The following is a 15966-nucleotide window of genomic DNA, read 5'->3' on the forward strand; positions in this document are numbered from 1 at the left end:
TCCTAACCGAAAACAAGACAAATAAAAAGAGTAAAAATAAATCTTACTCTTTTCTTTGATAAATTATGTTATTCATCATCATCTTCATCAAATTCTTCTACTTGAACTTGTCTTAAAGTGACTTTGTTTTTCTTCGGTTGAATGACTAGTGGTACATACTCTGTAATCACATCACTGTATTCTAATCCGTACCATTTAGCTGGATCAACCGCACGACTTTTAATACCAAGTTTTGCTTGCATAACGAGTGTATCTATCCAATTCAATTCTGTTACTCGTGATAGCTCTTCACGAATTAACACGAACGAAAAGTCCCCAGTCTCTCTACCTGGTGTAATAGAATATTTTTGTGGCTGTTTTGGCAATTTCCCTTCATTCATCAAATCATGCACAATTTGTCTTAGATACACATTGACTTCTTGTGGCATTTTAAATCCTAAACGAAGTTGGACATTGACGATGTAATCTGTATCCATCATATCAACATAGTACTCTTTTGTATAAGGTTCATCTGTAACAAATACATTAACAAACCAATACACTTTCGCTCGTTTCGGACTCTTATCCAATATCGAATACATAATCTCACGACTAATCAGATGGCCTTTAATCTTAGATGTTAAAAATACTAAATTAGTTTGTAATTGAGGCCAATCCGTATCGTTTCTTAAATCACCCAATTGTTCTTTATAATCATATAAAGAAATTCGTTTAGAAGTAGCCTCTGTAATCATGTTTCCTCGATGCCAAATCAACATAATCAAGAAAATAACTAAGGCAATTCCTAAAGCAACATATCCTCCGTGCATAAACTTAGAAGCACTTGATACAAAGAAAATACTTTCAATTGTAGCAAAGAATATGAAAATTAAATATGCCAGTGGTTTTGGTGTTCCTTCTTGTAATAAATAAACGAGTAGCAAGATAGTCGTCATTAACATCGTAATCGTAATCGCCAACCCATACGCTGCTTCCATACGAGCTGATGTTTGGAAACCAAATACAATGGCTAAACAACCAACCATTAACATGTTATTAATCGCAGGAATATATAGCTGTCCTTTTTGATCTGTTGGATAAATAATTTTCATTCTTGGTAATAAACGTAACTTAATTGCTTCTGAGGCTAATGTATACGAGCCTGAGATTAATGACTGAGATGCAATAATCGCTGCTACTGTAGCAAAGATAACTCCTACAACTGTTAACGATTGTGGCATCATTCTAAAAAACGGATTAAGCATGTCAATATTTTGATATTCTGGTAAATCTTTCACACGAATAATCCAAGCAGCTTGACCAAAGTAGTTTAATACCAAACATACTTTAATGTACGGCCAGCTAACACGGATATTTTTTCGACCGGCATGACCTAAATCAGAATACAATGCTTCGGCCCCTGTTGTGGCTAAAAAGACACTACCTAAAATTAAAATACCTAATTTATTTTCTTCAGAAAATAGTAAATGAACAGCATAATAAGGATTGAGTGCACGAATCACGGATAAATTCCCCATAAAATTAGATAAACCAATTAATCCAATAAACGTGAACCAACCAAACATAATAGGACCAAAGGCGGTTCCCACTTTTTTAGTTCCTAAACGTTGAACCATAAACAGTGAAAAGATAATAATCACCGTTATAATGACAATAATCTGTTGACTATCACCAAACATATCGTAAAAAGAAGGAATCCCTCTAAGTCCTTCAACTGCTGTTGTCACAGTCACAGCAGGTGTTAAAATCCCATCTGCCAGTAACGTTGCGCCACCTAACATTGCTGGGTATAACAAGTATCGACTGTTTTTTCTAACTAATGTGAAGAGTGAAAAAATACCACCCTCACCATGGTTATCTGCGTTTAACGCAATCATGACATATTTTATTGTGGTTAATAAGGTTAAGGTCCAAAAAACCAATGATACCGCACCTAAAATAAATGTTTCTGAGACGTGAGCTAATCCTCCATTGCCATCCACAATGGCTTTCATAACATATAATGGACTAGTTCCAATATCCCCGTAAACAACTCCCATAGCAACAAGCGTTCCACCTAGCGTAAAACGATCAATCGCCTGTTGGTTACATTTTTGACTCACTTTTTTCACTCCTCTTCTCTTTAAAAAGTTAGTATTCATGACAATCATATACTCATTTTTTTTAAAGTCAACACTAATTTTCAAAAATCATTTTCAATTAGTGGAAACCCAAGTAAAAATGCGTTATTATAGCATGCATAGACACTTAAAAAATAGCCATTAAACAAAAAAGAGGGATTATTTTGGAAAGAAAAGAGTTATTAAAAAATAGTAAACGACTTGTGATCAAAGTTGGGACCAGTTCACTTGTCTTACCAAATTCAGAAATAAATTTACGTGCTATCGATCAATTAGCTTTTACCTTATCTTCTTTGAGACAAGCAGGTTATGAGGTTATCTTGGTTTCTTCAGGTGCAATTGGCGTCGGAATGAAGCTACTAGGTCTAGATAAACGACCTGAAACCATTGCTAAACAACAAGCTATCGCCGCCATTGGACAGGCGGAACTCATTAAAATATACACGCAACGCTTTGCTTCTTATCATCAGCAATCGGCACAAGTGTTACTGACTCGAGACGTCACTGATTTTCCGACAAGTCGACAAAATGTTATCAATACCTTTGAAGAACTACTAACGATGGGAGTCATCCCAATTGTTAATGAGAATGACAGTGTATCTGTAGACGAATTAGATCACTTAACAAAATTTGGTGATAATGATCAATTGTCAGCTATTGTTTCTAACTTAGCACAAGCAGACTTATTACTAATGCTCTCAGATATTGATGGCTTTTATAATGATAACCCTCATACTAATCCTGAAGCGACTCTCTACTCTCATATCACAGAAATTACCACTACAATGGAAAAAGCTGCTGGAGACAAAGGGAGTGTATTTGGTACTGGTGGTATGATGAGTAAATTAAAAGCTGCCAAACGTGTATTAGATAGTCAATCGCAAATGATTTTAGCTAGTGGGAAAGACCCAGCCATTTTATTTGATATTTTAGAAGGAAAAGAAATTGGCACGTTATTTTCAAATGAATGCTAATTTAACTAAAAAGGAGGCGTTTTGAATGACACTGTTAGATGTATTAGGTAAGCAAGCAAGAGAAGCTGCATTTTTTTTAAATAATACGACAACAAAAGAAAAAAATAATGCACTAGAGTCAATTATCAAAAAGTTAGATGAAGATACGGAAATTATTTTATCAGCAAATAAAAAAGATGTTGAAATCGCACGTGACAATGGTATGCCTGAAACCATGATTGACAGATTACTCCTCACAAAAGAACGAATCCATGCCATGCAACATGATATTCGTACAACCATCGATTTAGACGACCCTATTGGAAAAGTTGATCATATGTGGCGAAATGAGGATAATTTATTAATTGGAAAACAACGAGTTCCATTAGGCGTTATCGGTATGATTTATGAATCAAGACCAAACGTTACAACAGATGCATCCACCCTTGCTTTAAAATCAGGGAATGCTATTATTTTAAGAGGAGGCAAAGAAGCTTTCCATTCTAACCAAGCACTTGTTCAATCTATTCAACAGGCTTTAGAGTTAGTTGATTTTCCAAAAGAATGTGTCCAATTTATTGATGATACTTCCAGAAAAACGGCAACAAAATTCATGCAGTTATCAGATTATCTAGATGTTCTAATCCCTCGTGGTGGTGCGAACTTAATTCAATCTGTGGTTAAAAATGCCACTGTGCCTGTTATTGAAACAGGAACTGGAAACTGTCATATCTATGTTGATGAACATGCTAATTTAACGATGGCAAAAGACATTGTTATCAACGGTAAATGCCAACGACCTTCCGTGTGCAATGCAACAGAGTCACTTTTAGTGAATGCTACTATTGCTGAGGAATTTTTTGAACTAGTCTACCCTGAACTTGAAGCACATCATGTTAAATTAAGAGCAGATGAAGCATCATTATCTTATCTACCTTCTGCTACACTTGCAATAGAGGAAGATTTTGCCACAGAATTTAATGACCTAATCTTATCAGTAAAAATCATCAATAATCTAGATGAAGCTATCCAACACATTAACCATTATGGAACAAAACATTCCGAAGTCATTGTAACAGACAGCTATCAACATTCTCAAAAATTTATGCAACAAATTGACGCAGCCGTTGTTTACGTAAATGCATCTTCTCGCTTTACTGATGGTAGCGTATTTGGATTTGGTGGAGAAATTGGGATTAGTACCCAAAAACTACATGCTAGAGGTCCAATGGGATTGAACGAACTCACTACTACAAAATATATTGTCTTTGGGGAAGGGCAAACTAGACGTTAAAATGTTATCTAGGAGGATAGAGAACAACTATGTTATCAAACATAAAAAAGAATTTTAAAACAAGTGGTAAATACGGACTTCTTGCTTTTATCATCCCCGTTTTGGTTATGATTGGCGTTTATTTAAGTTTAAGTATTTATCCTGGAAGTTCTAGAAGTGTCTTAGCAAGTGATGCTTTCTCGCAATTTTCAAATTTCCATGCCAGTTTTAACAATGTTCTACATGGTAAACAAAGTATTTTTTATACTTGGAATGCTTCTTTAGGACTCAATTACTGGTCTCTTATCTCATATTATTTAGGTGGAATATTTACACCGATTGTTTTCTTTTTTAACAATCAAAATATACCAGATGCTCTTTATTTATTAACCTTACTAAAAATAGGTGCAGCTGGATTATCCTTTTGGTACTACTCAAAAGAAACCTATAAATTACCAAATCTATCACATGTTACATTAGCTATTTGTTATTCGCTCATGTCTTTTGCAACCGCACACTCTGAATTGATTATGTGGTTAGACATCTTTATGTACATCCCTCTGATCTTTTTAGGTATCAACCGAATACTAGATAAGGGAAAATCTTCTTTACTGTTTGTTTCTTACTTTCTTTTATTTGTATCTAATTTTTACTTTGGATTTATGGTAGGATTATTTTCGTTCCTTTATTTCGTTGCTCGTGTTGCCATAAACGCATCTTTTTATAAAAAACGAATCATTCCTTATCTGACAACCTCTATGTTAGCTGGGATAGCTTCGATGGTGATGATTTTGCCAGCAGTATTTGATTTAAGATCTAACGGCGAGACACTATCTGCTATAGGTCATCTTAAAACAGAAGCAACAGCTTTTTGGGATATCGTGATTAAAAATATGATTGGGGTTTTTGATACCACAAAATATGGCTCCATTCCATTTATTTATGCTGGATTACTGCCATTAATCTTTTGTATCTTTTATTTTTGTAGTAACAAAATTCCAACTAAAAATAAAATGGCTTATGTAAGTTTATTTGTTATTTTAATTGCAAGTTTTTATATTGAACCACTTAATTTATTTTGGCACGGTATGCATGCGCCTAATATGTTTTTATTCCGATACAGTTTTCTATTCTCTTTCTTAGTTGTGATGATAGCAGGATATGGTTGGGAAAAATTTACTAAACCAGATATGTCCTTGATGATTGTTGTAGTACTGTCATTAGCTGTATTATTTTCGGTTGCATTCTTTGCTTCAAGTAAAGAGAGTTACACTTATGTTACTCTAGGACAATATGTCTTAACCATTCTATTTTTAGGCCTATATTTAGTCAGTATGTATTTTTACTACGGCAATCAATTGCCCAAAAATACTTTTGTCTTTTTACTGCTTTTAGTAGTGACTGGTGAAGCCTATATCAACACATCCTTTATGTTAAATGGGATTTTAAATGATTGGAACTACGCTTCTCGTAGTTTATATTCAGAGCCTTACCCAGATTATAAATACCTTGTTGATAAAGCCAATGACTCGAATAAAAAATCATTTAATCGTTTAGAATCTCTTGCTCCTATTTCAAGTAATGATAGCTTTAATTATGGATATAGCGGCATTAGTATGTTTTCTTCTATTAGAAATAGACATTCTTCTGCTTTACTTAATGAACTAGGATTTCGCTCTCGAGGAACTAGTTTAAATATTCGTTACCAAAATAACACCTTATTAATGGACAGCCTAATGGGGATTAAACACAATATCAGTGATCAAGATATTTTAAAATATGGATTTAATCCCACAGATAGTCAAGGAAAATATACCCTGTATACAAATGATAATGCTCTACCTTTAGGGATACTAACAAATGATGATTTGTATAAATTAAAACTGCCAGCAAGAGATAATTTAGGTGCTCAAACAACATTGATTAACCAGTTAGCAGATTTAAATGATGTCTATTACACTTTTACTAATCCAACAGTTGTCAGTACACAAAATGCTCAAATAACCAATTTACCAAATAATCGTGTGGCGATTAAAGAACAAAAATCAAATGAAGCCAAAGTTGTCACATATCAAGTCAGTGTACCGGCTGGTAAACAAGCTTACTTTAGCCTTTTTCCAAATAATTTTGGCGATTTAAAAAGTTCTAATGCCAAAATCACTACACAAAAGGTTAGTTATGAAACACAAATCGGAATTACAGGTCAATACTATAATTTAGGCTACTTCAAAGAAGATTCCATTGTAGAATTTTCGGTTTCTTTTTATGGAACAGATACCATTGAATTAATCAATCCACCTGTTGTATTACTTGATATCCCTAAATTTGATGCGGCTATTAAATCTATACAAGAAAAAGGCGTAGATTTTAAAGTCAGTGGTAGAAAAGCAACTGCTCACGTAGAAATACCAGAAGAACAAGTAGTCTTTACAACTATTCCTTATGATAAAGGTTGGACAGTCAAAATAGATGATAAAAAAGTAGCCATAAAAGACTTCCAAGATGGTTTTTTAACCTTTACAGTTCCTAAAGGAGTTCATGATATTGAATTAAGTTTCCTACCACCTGGACTCATGATTGGACTCATCTGTTTTGTTAGTGCGACCGGTCTATTTATTATTTATTATCGTTTAACGAAAGTGACATTAAAAAAAAGAAAGTCTATTTAATTAATAAAGATTAAAAAAACATCCTTTCCATTATTCTGGAGAGGATGTTTTTGCGTCTTTTTCTTTTTCTCTATCAACAATTTGATTAATCTCTTCTAACATATTTTGCTCATAATTGTCATCATGAACTTTTCCTGTCATAAAAACAAACAATAGATTTTCAACATCTGTCTCGCTTGTTTTTTTACTATCAACCAACCACTTCTTATTATCGTCTTTTTTAAACCAAACATTAATATCTACTGGTTCCACAATACTCATTGATTTCTCTAAAGCTTCATAATAAGCTGTTGTTACTAAGTGTTTAGCTCCAACTGATCCAATATCAATTTTATCTTGATGCTCCAATAAATTAGCCATCATCATTGCTACAAGTCTAGCATAATCAAAGCCTTTAACATGATAGGTTACTTTAAGTTCATCTTTTGACTGTTCGTCAATCGTATAGGTATAACTTGTTGTTTCCCTCACCTTATCAATTAAGGATTTCGATATATCTTCTCTTTCACTTTTAGATAACTTCCCTGATATAGGTTCAAAAACTGTCGCGAAATTATTTTCTAAATCCTCTTCCACTTCTTTTAAACGCTTATTAAATAACTCACTATCAGAAAACGTCTCTTGGTATTCACTTAACTGTTCATTATAAAACAGACGATTTGCAAACAAAGAGGCTATCTCATCTGGGTTATCATTTTTTGAAGAACAGCCGGAAAGAAAGAATAGTACTAATGCACTTAACAACAAAAACCATTGTTTTTTGTCTTTCAACATGCTTTTTACACTCCAATTAATTACATTCGTTTATTGTAAGTTTACCATATAATCTTTTAAAAAAGGAATTTTTTTGTTTTATCCGTATGTTTTTTAAAAAGGAGTGGATGGATTTGAGAGTTCTTTTATATTGTGTATTAAATGCAATGTCATTCATATTTTCGTCTTATTTATTATGCTTATCCCCCAATAATAAAATAAACTTCTCAGAAAAAAATAATCACTCTTTATTTCTTCTTGGAAGTTCATGTATCTATTTACTTTTACTTACAACAAAATTGGCTACAGCACACACTTTACTCATCGTGATGGGGGTTTATCTAGCTATTATTGATCTTTACTACTATATCGTTGATCCTTATTTATCTGTCTTATTCCTAATAGGATTACTCATTCTTTATCCATCAATAAATTGGCTATTCCCTTTATGTGTCTTGGTATTCTTTTTATTACTTAGTTATTTGATGCCAAAAAAATTAGGATTTGGTGACATCAAATTACTTGTCTACTGGTCAATCTTTTTATCTCCGATACAACTTATATGGTTAATATTTATTGCTTCACTTACAGGAATACTCTATATTATTTTATATCATTTATTAACAAGTAATTCTCTTACAAAAATAGCTTTTGTCCCATTTTTAACCATCGCTTTAACTATTGTACTATCAATAATTTAATACGTTTTACGCCATTTATTTGTTCTGTTTTCAGCAAAATCAATCATTTGAAATAAAATAAAAGCCACCAAACTTAGCACTAAAATCCCGCTATACATGTCTAAATAATCTAATCTTCCCCACGCATCCATAATGAAAAAACCTAATCCATAACTTGTTCCATATACTTCTGTAAAAAATAAAATAGCAATCGCTGTTCCTAACGCTATCCTTACGGCATTTAAAATGGCAGAATACGCCGCAGGTAACGTAATTTTACAAAACTGTTGAAATTGACTCGCACCTAGTACATACAAATGATGGTAATAACTTTTTGGAATCGACTTAACACCATCTCTCACAGATAAAATAACTTGAAACACAATAATCAACACTAATAAGATAATTTTAGAAGCATTTCCTAATCCAAATAACAACATAATAATGGGTAACAATGCAATCTTAGGTATGGGATAAGTCAAATAAACAATTGGATCCAACAATTGATTTATTTTGGGAAAACGTCCCATCAAAAGCCCTATGATTAATCCTATCACAACAGCAATCAGCATCCCCCAAAACAGACGAACCAGGCTATTATATGTATGTAGCCATAATACTTGTGGCTCGATAGCCATTAAGTGTTGATACACCGCAAACGGCGTGGGTAACATATTTTTATTTAATATCTTACTTGCTAGCCACCATAAAATAGTTAAAAAAATAAATGCTAGAATCGCATGTGTCACTTTTGATACACTTTTTCTCATGCTTTTTCCATTGCTCCTCTCACTTGTTTGATGGTGTCATAAAATAGTGGTGATAACCTTTTTTCTTTCAACGGAATCGAAAAGCTACTATTTTCTATGACAGCTGATACTCTTCCTGGTTTACCGGATAATAAGACTATCTTACTTGCCATAAATACAGCCTCTTCTACATCATGAGTAATTAAAATAGCTGGGGCTTTTTCTTTATCCCACTGAGTTAAAAACAAACTTTGCATATGTTCTCGTGTTAGTGCATCTAAGGCAGAAAAAGGCTCATCTAATAAAAAAATGTCTGGTGTCACAAGCATCGCTCTAGCAATCGCAACTCGTTGTTGTTGTCCACCACTCAGTTGATTAGGATAACGTAATAGTAATTCCTCCAAGCCTAATTCATTTACCAAATGATCTAATCGATTAGATATTGTTTTTACAGATAATTTTCGAACAGATACTCCAAGCAATATATTCTCTTTTACTGTTTCCCAAGGTAGTAAGCCATAATTTTGTGGTATCCAAGCTATTTTATGACACTTTGGATTAATCACTGCTCCATCCAATGTAATCGTTCCCTGATACTGTTGATGCAACGTGGTAATAGAATTAAGCAACGTCGATTTTCCCGTCCCACTTGGACCAATTAACGCGACAATTTCTCCCTTAGAAACAGTAAAAGAGATGTCATCTAAAATCAACGGTGCTCCTTCATAAGACGCACTGACGTTTTCAATGGTTAACATCTCTTTCACCTCTATACTTATTTAACGAGTAAATCACTCATAACCTCTTTTTGATTGTATTCTTTTTTATAAATACCTTCTTGTTTTGACCAGTTTAATGCATTGTCTACTTGTTTACCATCTATTTGTTTTGCATGAACATACTTAGGTAATGTTACATCTTTTTTAATGTCATCCGTAAAACCAATTTTTTCTTTTAACACATCATAATAATCATCTAGATTATGATCATTGACATAATCAACACCTTTATTATAGGCACGGTAAAAAGCTTCAATGGCTTCTTTATTATTGGTTAGTGCTTCGTTTGTAAAAGCAAAAACGGTTGACTGAATACCTAACTCTTGACTATTCGTTAATTCTTTTAATCCTTGCGACAAACCAATCGTTCTAAACGGTTCAGGTACAACTGTAGCATCTATTTTGTGATTTAATGTTAACTCAACTCTGACTGGAATTTGTGGCACTTCTTCAAACCCAACTTCATTAACAGATAAATTATGCGTTTTTAATGCTTCATCTAAAAAATAATAAGGTGCTTGATTTTTAGCGTAACCCACTTTTTTTCCTTTTAAATCATTTATCGTGTTAATACTATCATTTCCTGTTAAAACAGAAAAAGTACCAATTGATTGACTAACCACTTTGACATCCATATCACCTTGTCTATAGGTACTCAGTGCAATTAAATCTGTGTTTGCTCCGTCTAAATGACCACTCGTTAAAGCCGCATCACGATCTTTTGGTGACTTAAAACTATTTAATTCTAAATTAAGTCCTTCTTCTTTAAAATATCCTTCTTTTTCAGCAATATAAACTGGTAAACTATCAACTGCCGGCATAGCACCAAAACTCAAAGTCAATGATTCTTTTTTAGCTGAGTCATTTGTTTGTTTTTGATCTGTGTTCTCTTTTGTGCCACAACTTGCCAATAGACCAATTGCCATAACTGATATTAAACTAATCCAACCTAACTTCTTCTTCAATGAAAAAAACTCCCTTATCGCTATTTATCTACTAGTATAAAATATCACAAAATATCATAATATACCATAGTATGACTAGTTTCCTTCAACCTCTTCCCAATATAAACTCGCTTGTTTTTCCCAATAAGATTTATCCTCGTCTGTGATGGGACGGATTACTCTACAAGGATTCCCCGCTGCAATAGTATTAGGTGGAATATTTTTTGTCACTACTGCACCCGATCCTATGACACAATTATCTCCAATCGTCACACCAGGATTAACAATAACCCCACCACCTAACCACACATTACTTCCAATCGTGATAGGTGATCCTAATTCTAAGCCAGATACTCTCACTTGTGCATCAATTGGGTGTGAAGCTGTCAATAAACTAACGCGCGGCCCAAACATCGTATTATCCCCAATAGTAATAGGACAAACATCTAACATAATGCAATCGAAATTAGCGTAAAACCTTTCTCCAACTGAAATATGTTTTCCATAATCACATTTAAAATTAGGTTCTATATAGACTTTTTCTCCTGTTTTTCCTAACCATTCTTTCAGTAAAGCTGCTCTTTTTTCTGCTTCCAATTCACTTGTTTGGTTATATTCACGCATTAAACGACGACTTCTCATAAATAACTCTCTTAACTCGGTCTCACCACTACCAGGATAGTACAGTTCTCCATTAATCATACGCTCTCGTTGTGTTTTCATATAAACCTCCGTAATTTTATTTGATGAATTTATTTAAACAAATTCTAGATAACATTTCAATTTATTGTTTGTTCATTACTGTGTATAATATAGACTTAATAATCTAAATATTAAAACATTTTTGACGAGATATTTATAATTAATAGTGAGTTAATAAAAATACTCTTCACACTTTTATCATATTTTAATTGTACAATATCTTCGTACTAACAAAACAACCTTAACAAACTTTTTCATTTTACTTATTTCATAATAAGTAAACAACTCTTTTAACCTTATATAGTAAGAAAACAAGCTAATCTAATTGATGGATTAGCTTGTTTTCTTAATATTCACGCTATAAAATCAAAATTAGATTATGTTTTTTTATTTACAAATAAAAAATGCTTAAACAACGACATATCATTGATACATCAACGTTTAAGCATTCCTTTTCATTTTTGTTTATGGGCTGTAGGGGGTTCGAACCCATGACCCACGGATTAAGAGTCCGTTGCTCTACCAACTGAGCTAACAGCCCAAGAAATGAACATGTTTATTATATCACTTGTTATTTTTTCACGCAAGAAATTATCTAAATTTTTCGTGTTTTCATAGGAACAATATTTTGTGATCTAATTCCTTCATTTTGTATCAATTCAGCTAATTGATACAAACAATCAATATCTTCTAAATTACTCATATCAAGCCCTAGTTCTTCACCTAATATCAAGAGTTCAGCTTCTGGGGTGTCACGCAATAAATTCTCTACTTCTACCAATACAACATCCTGTAACGATTTAATTTTTTCTGCTAAATATAATCCTTGTGAATAATTTTCATGAAAATATAAAAACTCAAAAAATTTAATTAATACAACCATAACTTTTTCAAAAAATTTTGGGCCTGCCACAAATTCATGAGGAAAAATATCTAATAAAACATCTTGTAGTGCTTTTTCTTCCCATTCATTTAATGTCTGAAAATGATAATCAAACATATATTCACTAAAAGACATAATAATTTTTCGTGATATCATTTGTTCAGAATAATTAAGTTGTCTATACCAAAATGTTTTCTCAAACACATTTATTTTTTCTTCTGCTTCGTTCATCGCTTGTTCAAATAAACGATTTGCCTCTTCTAAATGTTCATTTGTCATTGTCCCACCATCTTTTCTCATCTTATCCAACTCCTTTTATTCAAAAATAAAGGATTAACATCTCGCTCATTAAATATATCGTATGTATTTTAAAATGTCTACCCTTTATAGAAAGCGTTTATCCTATCTAATATTATATAGATAATTTAGTATGGCTTTGTGAAGAGTTTCGTCCGACGAGGCGACAAATTTGTCTTTTTTTCGAATTTTTTTCTATTTACTTTTACACTTAGTATGTCTATACTAGAGACTATTGGTTAAGAATTTTTATTTTATGAGAATTTTTTCTTTTTTACCTAAAACACAATAGCTAGTAGCTTTCAATAATTCGAACACAATATCTAGTGTTTCATTATTGACTTTTTTTTATTTCAAGCTATACTTATATTTATATTAACGAGAACAAATTAGGAGGAAGAACTCATGAATACAATCACACTATACACAAAAAACAATTGTCCACAATGTTTAATGACAAAGAAATTTTTAGCACAAAAAAATGTTGAATTTAACGAAATTAACATAGATAAAGAACCACAATATATTGATTCATTAAAAGAACAAGGTTTCCAAAGTGTTCCTGTTTTAAAAACAATGGATGAAAATATTACAATTGTTGGTTTTAGACCTGATCAATTAAGAACGTTGGCGGTTTAATCATGAAACTAGTCTTTTTTTCTTTAACCGGACAGACAAGACGTTTTATTAATAAACTAGACCTTCCTTTTTATGAAATTGACACAACCAATCCTTTTCATGAAATCAATGAAGACTATCTATTAATCGTTCCTACTTATGACAAAGAAGTCACAGAAGTAGTGAACGATTTTATTGAGTACAAAACCAACCAAGAGCACTTACTAGGTGTTGCTGGTGGTGGAAATCTTAACTTTGGAGACTTATTTGTCTTTACTGCAAAAGACATTGCAAAAGATTATGGCATCCCTCTTGTGTTCTCTTTTGAATTTAGTGGCACAAATGACGATGTAAAAAATTTTAAGAAAGTAGTGAATGAATTTGAGTCTAAAAGATCTGACTGATGTAACTTATTTCGAACTAAACAACGAAATCAACCGCCCCGTAAACGATCAAATTCCCTTATATAAAGATAAAGAAGCCTTAGATGCTTTTTTTAAAGAAAATGTGGAACCAAATACAAAACAATTTTCTTCTATAGAAGAAAAATTGACATTCTTAACTAAACACGACTATTTAGAAGAAGAATTTTTATCTCTTTACTCACTAGAGTTTATTGAATCACTTTATGCCTATCTAGCCGCTCAGTCATTTACCTTTAAATCATTTATGGCAGCTTACAAGTTCTACTCTCAATATGCCCTAAAAACAAATGATGGCACACAATACTTAGAGCGTTATGAAGACCGTGTGGCATTTAACGCATTATACTTTGCTAACGGTAATGAAGAACTGGCTATGAGTTTAGCCGATGAAATGATTCATCAACGCTACCAACCAGCAACACCATCCTTTTTAAACGCTGGACGTAAACGTCGTGGTGAATTAGTGTCTTGTTTCTTAGTGCAAGTAACGGATGATATGAATAGTATTGGTCGCTCAATTAACAGCGCCTTACAATTATCACGTATTGGTGGTGGGGTAGGGATTACGTTATCAAACTTACGTGAAGCTGGAGCCCCTATCAAAGGCTTTGAAGGAGCTGCAAGTGGAGTTGTTCCTGTGATGAAATTATTTGAAGATAGTTTTAGTTACAGTAATCAACTTGGTCAACGTCAAGGAGCTGGCGTGGTTTATTTAAACGTCTTCCACCCAGACATCGAAATGTTCTTATCAACGAAAAAAGAAAACGCAGATGAAAAAATCCGTGTTAAAACATTGTCTCTTGGATTATTAGTACCTGATAAATTTTATGAATTAGCTCGTAATAATGAAGAGATGTACTTATTTAGCCCATATAGTGTAGAACGTGAATATGGCATCCCATTTTCTTACATTGATATTACAAAAGAGTATGACAATTTAGTTTCTAATCCACGTATTAGAAAACAAAAAATCGACGCACGTTACTTAGAAAATGAAATTAGTAAATTGCAACAAGAATCTGGTTACCCATATATTATCAACGTGGACACAGCCAATCGTGCAAATCCTATTGATGGTAAAATCATTATGAGTAACTTATGTTCTGAAATCTTACAAGTCCAAAAACCATCTATCATTAATGATCGCCAAGAATATGACGTTCTTGGAACAGATATTTCTTGTAACTTAGGCTCAACTAATATTGTTAACTTAATGGATAGTCCTGACTTTGGAAAATCTGTTAAAACAATGACACGAGCGCTCACTTATATTACAGATGCTTCTGATATTGAAGTTGTTCCATCTATTCAAAATGGAAACCGTCTAAATCATACGATTGGATTAGGCGCGATGGGATTACATACTTACTTTGCTAAAAATCAAATGGAATATGGCTCAGAAGACTCATTAGAATTTACTGATGTCTACTTCATGTTACTAAACTACTGGACCTTAGTTGAAAGTAACAATATTGCAAAAGAACGCAACGAATCATTTGATAACTTTGAAAACTCAAAATATGCTACTGGAGAATACTTTGATACGTATATTAAAGATGAAATCAAGCCTTCTTCTGATAAAGTCAAAGAATTATTTGACGGCATTTTCATTCCTACAGCAAAAGATTGGGAAGAGTTAAAACAATCAATCAAAAAATACGGTTTATACCATCAAAATCGTCTAGCAGTTGCACCAAATGGCTCAATTTCTTACATCAATGATACAAGTGCTAGTATCCACCCAATCACTCGTTTGATTGAAGAACGTCAAGAAAAGAAAATCGGGAAAATCTATTACCCAGCACCTTTCTTATCTAATGACACGATGCCATACTACACATCAGCTTATGACATGGATATGCGTAGAGTGATTGATGTGTATGCAACAGCTCAAAAACATATCGATCAAGGCATGAGTTTAACCCTATTTATGCGCTCAGATATACCTGAAGGCTTGTATGAATGGAAAACAAACACTACAAAACAAACAACACGTGATTTAAATATTTTACGTCACTACGCATTCCATAAAGGCGTTAAATCAATTTACTACGTTCGTACTTATACAGATGACGATGAGGAAATTGGTAGCAACCAATGTGAAAGCTGTGTTATTTAAGG

Annotated in this window: 14 protein-coding genes and 1 tRNA gene; 7 read left to right on the top strand and 8 right to left on the bottom strand. The window is 32.9% G+C overall.

All coding sequences use genetic code 11. From position 1 onward, the window contains the following. Nucleotides 1–68: 68 nt before the first annotated feature. Nucleotides 69–2039 (bottom strand): KUP/HAK/KT family potassium transporter, encoded by a 1971-nt coding sequence (locus tag CBF36_RS05990; protein ID WP_243637986.1) that lies wholly within the window; start codon nt 2037–2039, stop codon nt 69–71. Nucleotides 2040–2284: 245 nt separating this feature from the next. Between CBF36_RS05990 and proB the strand changes: the two genes are divergently transcribed. Genes proB through CBF36_RS06005 form a run of 3 tightly spaced genes read left to right on the top strand, consistent with a single transcriptional unit; the run spans nt 2285 to nt 7015 of the window. Beyond that, nucleotides 2285–3094, top strand: coding sequence for a glutamate 5-kinase (proB, locus tag CBF36_RS05995; RefSeq protein WP_125957478.1), 810 nt, complete (start codon nt 2285–2287; stop codon nt 3092–3094). A gap of 25 nt (nt 3095–3119) precedes the next feature. Further along, nucleotides 3120–4367, top strand: coding sequence for a glutamate-5-semialdehyde dehydrogenase (locus tag CBF36_RS06000; RefSeq protein ID WP_125957480.1), 1248 nt, complete (start codon nt 3120–3122; stop codon nt 4365–4367). A gap of 29 nt (nt 4368–4396) precedes the next feature. Beyond that, the gene (locus tag CBF36_RS06005) at nt 4397–7015 is read left to right on the top strand and encodes a YfhO family protein (protein ID WP_125957482.1); all 2619 of its coding nucleotides are present in this window, start codon (nt 4397–4399) and stop codon (nt 7013–7015) included. A gap of 30 nt (nt 7016–7045) precedes the next feature. On the opposite strand, the gene CBF36_RS06010 is transcribed toward CBF36_RS06005, so the two are convergent. Then, nucleotides 7046–7789 carry a hypothetical protein gene (locus CBF36_RS06010; RefSeq protein WP_125957484.1) on the bottom strand — a complete coding sequence of 248 codons (744 nt, stop codon included), beginning with the start codon at nt 7787–7789 and terminating at the stop codon, nt 7046–7048. Between the two features lie 113 nt (nt 7790–7902). Between CBF36_RS06010 and CBF36_RS06015 the strand changes: the two genes are divergently transcribed. Then, entirely contained in the window at nt 7903–8469 is a 567-nt protein-coding gene (locus tag CBF36_RS06015) for a prepilin peptidase (protein WP_165865394.1), read from the top strand. Here the strand turns inward: CBF36_RS06015 and CBF36_RS06020 are convergent. The 6 genes from CBF36_RS06020 to CBF36_RS06045 form a co-directional block, all read right to left on the bottom strand. Further along, the gene (locus CBF36_RS06020) at nt 8466–9218 is read right to left on the bottom strand and encodes an ABC transporter permease (RefSeq protein WP_125957487.1); all 753 of its coding nucleotides are present in this window, start codon (nt 9216–9218) and stop codon (nt 8466–8468) included. The two genes, CBF36_RS06015 and CBF36_RS06020, sit on opposite strands and share 4 nt — an antisense overlap. Further along, nucleotides 9215–9955 (bottom strand): ABC transporter ATP-binding protein, encoded by a 741-nt coding sequence (locus CBF36_RS06025; protein ID WP_125957489.1) that lies wholly within the window; start codon nt 9953–9955, stop codon nt 9215–9217. The genes CBF36_RS06020 and CBF36_RS06025 overlap by 4 nt, the downstream gene beginning before the upstream one ends. 17 nt (nt 9956–9972) lie before the next feature. Further along, nucleotides 9973–10941 carry an ABC transporter substrate-binding protein gene (locus tag CBF36_RS06030; RefSeq protein ID WP_125957491.1) on the bottom strand — a complete coding sequence of 323 codons (969 nt, stop codon included), beginning with the start codon at nt 10939–10941 and terminating at the stop codon, nt 9973–9975. A 75-nt stretch (nt 10942–11016) separates the two neighbouring features. Continuing rightward, nucleotides 11017–11643, bottom strand: coding sequence for a sugar O-acetyltransferase (locus CBF36_RS06035; protein WP_125957492.1), 627 nt, complete (start codon nt 11641–11643; stop codon nt 11017–11019). Between the two features lie 447 nt (nt 11644–12090). Continuing rightward, nucleotides 12091–12163 (bottom strand) — tRNA-Lys (locus CBF36_RS06040). Nucleotides 12164–12217: 54 nt separating this feature from the next. Continuing rightward, nucleotides 12218–12805 carry a hypothetical protein gene (locus CBF36_RS06045; protein ID WP_125957494.1) on the bottom strand — a complete coding sequence of 196 codons (588 nt, stop codon included), beginning with the start codon at nt 12803–12805 and terminating at the stop codon, nt 12218–12220. Nucleotides 12806–13207: 402 nt separating this feature from the next. Between CBF36_RS06045 and nrdH the strand changes: the two genes are divergently transcribed. The 3 genes from nrdH to nrdE are packed head-to-tail and all read left to right on the top strand — an operon-like array spanning nt 13208 to nt 15964. Continuing rightward, nucleotides 13208–13441, top strand: coding sequence for a glutaredoxin-like protein NrdH (gene nrdH / locus CBF36_RS06050; RefSeq protein WP_125957495.1), 234 nt, complete (start codon nt 13208–13210; stop codon nt 13439–13441). Between the two features lie 2 nt (nt 13442–13443). Further along, on the top strand, nt 13444–13824 hold the full coding sequence (gene nrdI / locus CBF36_RS06055; protein WP_125957497.1) for a class Ib ribonucleoside-diphosphate reductase assembly flavoprotein NrdI: 381 nt from the start codon (nt 13444–13446) through the stop codon (nt 13822–13824). After that, the gene (gene nrdE / locus CBF36_RS06060) at nt 13802–15964 is read left to right on the top strand and encodes a class 1b ribonucleoside-diphosphate reductase subunit alpha (protein ID WP_125957499.1); all 2163 of its coding nucleotides are present in this window, start codon (nt 13802–13804) and stop codon (nt 15962–15964) included. The genes nrdI and nrdE overlap by 23 nt, the downstream gene beginning before the upstream one ends. Nucleotides 15965–15966: the final 2 nt, after the last annotated feature.

Source organism: Vagococcus bubulae (assembly GCF_003950315.1).
Taxonomy (GTDB): Bacteria; Bacillota; Bacilli; order Lactobacillales; family Vagococcaceae; genus Vagococcus; species Vagococcus bubulae.

Excerpts from the sequence above, each read along its gene's own strand:
- CBF36_RS05990 (WP_243637986.1), bottom strand. The coding sequence starts at position 2,039 with ATGGGAGTTGTTTACGGGGATATTGGAACTAGTCCATTATATGTTATG.
- CBF36_RS06000 (WP_125957480.1), top strand. The coding sequence starts at position 3,120 with ATGACACTGTTAGATGTATTAGGTAAGCAAGCAAGAGAAGCTGCATTT.
- CBF36_RS06005 (WP_125957482.1), top strand. The coding sequence starts at position 4,397 with ATGTTATCAAACATAAAAAAGAATTTTAAAACAAGTGGTAAATACGGA.
- CBF36_RS06010 (WP_125957484.1), bottom strand. The coding sequence starts at position 7,789 with ATGTTGAAAGACAAAAAACAATGGTTTTTGTTGTTAAGTGCATTAGTA.
- CBF36_RS06020 (WP_125957487.1), bottom strand. The coding sequence starts at position 9,218 with ATGAGAAAAAGTGTATCAAAAGTGACACATGCGATTCTAGCATTTATT.
- CBF36_RS06025 (WP_125957489.1), bottom strand. The coding sequence starts at position 9,955 with ATGTTAACCATTGAAAACGTCAGTGCGTCTTATGAAGGAGCACCGTTG.
- CBF36_RS06035 (WP_125957492.1), bottom strand. The coding sequence starts at position 11,643 with ATGAAAACACAACGAGAGCGTATGATTAATGGAGAACTGTACTATCCT.
- CBF36_RS06045 (WP_125957494.1), bottom strand. The coding sequence starts at position 12,805 with ATGAGAAAAGATGGTGGGACAATGACAAATGAACATTTAGAAGAGGCA.
- nrdH (WP_125957495.1), top strand. The coding sequence starts at position 13,208 with ATGAATACAATCACACTATACACAAAAAACAATTGTCCACAATGTTTA.
- nrdI (WP_125957497.1), top strand. The coding sequence starts at position 13,444 with ATGAAACTAGTCTTTTTTTCTTTAACCGGACAGACAAGACGTTTTATT.